Origin of the sequence: Vibrio qingdaonensis (genome assembly GCF_026191675.1) — a bacterium.
In the GTDB taxonomy this organism is placed as follows: Bacteria; Pseudomonadota; Gammaproteobacteria; order Enterobacterales; family Vibrionaceae; genus Vibrio; species Vibrio qingdaonensis.
On the sequence record NZ_JAKRRY010000146.1, the window covers coordinates 1 to 736 of the forward strand.

1 pseudogene is annotated in these 736 nt (G+C 44.4%); it reads right to left on the reverse strand.

From position 1 onward, the window contains the following. Positions 1 to 66: 66 nt before the first annotated feature. Positions 67 to 477 (reverse strand): annotated as a pseudogene (locus tag MD535_RS25755) (hypothetical protein); the annotation flags it as partial. Positions 478 to 736 lie beyond the last annotated feature (259 nt).

The following is a 736-nucleotide window of genomic DNA, read 5'->3' on the forward strand; positions in this document are numbered from 1 at the left end:
GGCAAAGTGGTGGTGTTGATAAAATCTGTCTGGAGACAAAGCTACATCGTCTATGGCTAACCGTGGGCTTCTAACTGGCATACCTTGAGCTATAATTTTGTTTATAGTTTTGACATTTACTATCATTTCACCTATTTGAGCGTTGTTGTATCTCAAACTCGCTTTACCGCTTCATTTATTGATCCACTCTCTTCCCAAAGCATTGCATTCTTTCGAGGTGAGTTTCAGGGAGGTACCACCTTTCTTTTTTAGAGGCTCATGGCACAACAAAACTGACTTCCGCACTCATGGTTTCGGGTGTATCGACATGAACAGCTAAGTGCAGCTTTTGCTATGTTCTGCGTTTCTTTGCACCAAGCTTTTTCACTTTTCACTCTCCCTGACCAAAAAGGTGGGGGCTAATTGAGTTAATGGCTAGACGGCGAATCGCCCTTTAGATTTATTGCGATATTTGACTTGAGCCGCCTTCGAACGCTTACCCTTGAAGATTGACTACGGACGGTTCTTTTTCTAACGCCAATCAATCTATAAAGTACACATTAAACTTAAATATTGGGCGTTCTCCCTTCGGTCGGCTCATTCCGTCGCTTCACTCCTCTCGCGATAACTTATGGCACTGTTATCGAGCAAGCTCGAAGTGACATTAAGTTACTGCGAACAATCCCCAACGCCTCCGCTACTGCGTAGCTGCGCTTCGTCGTGCCTCCTTATTGCCTTTCACTGGCTTCAATTAAGG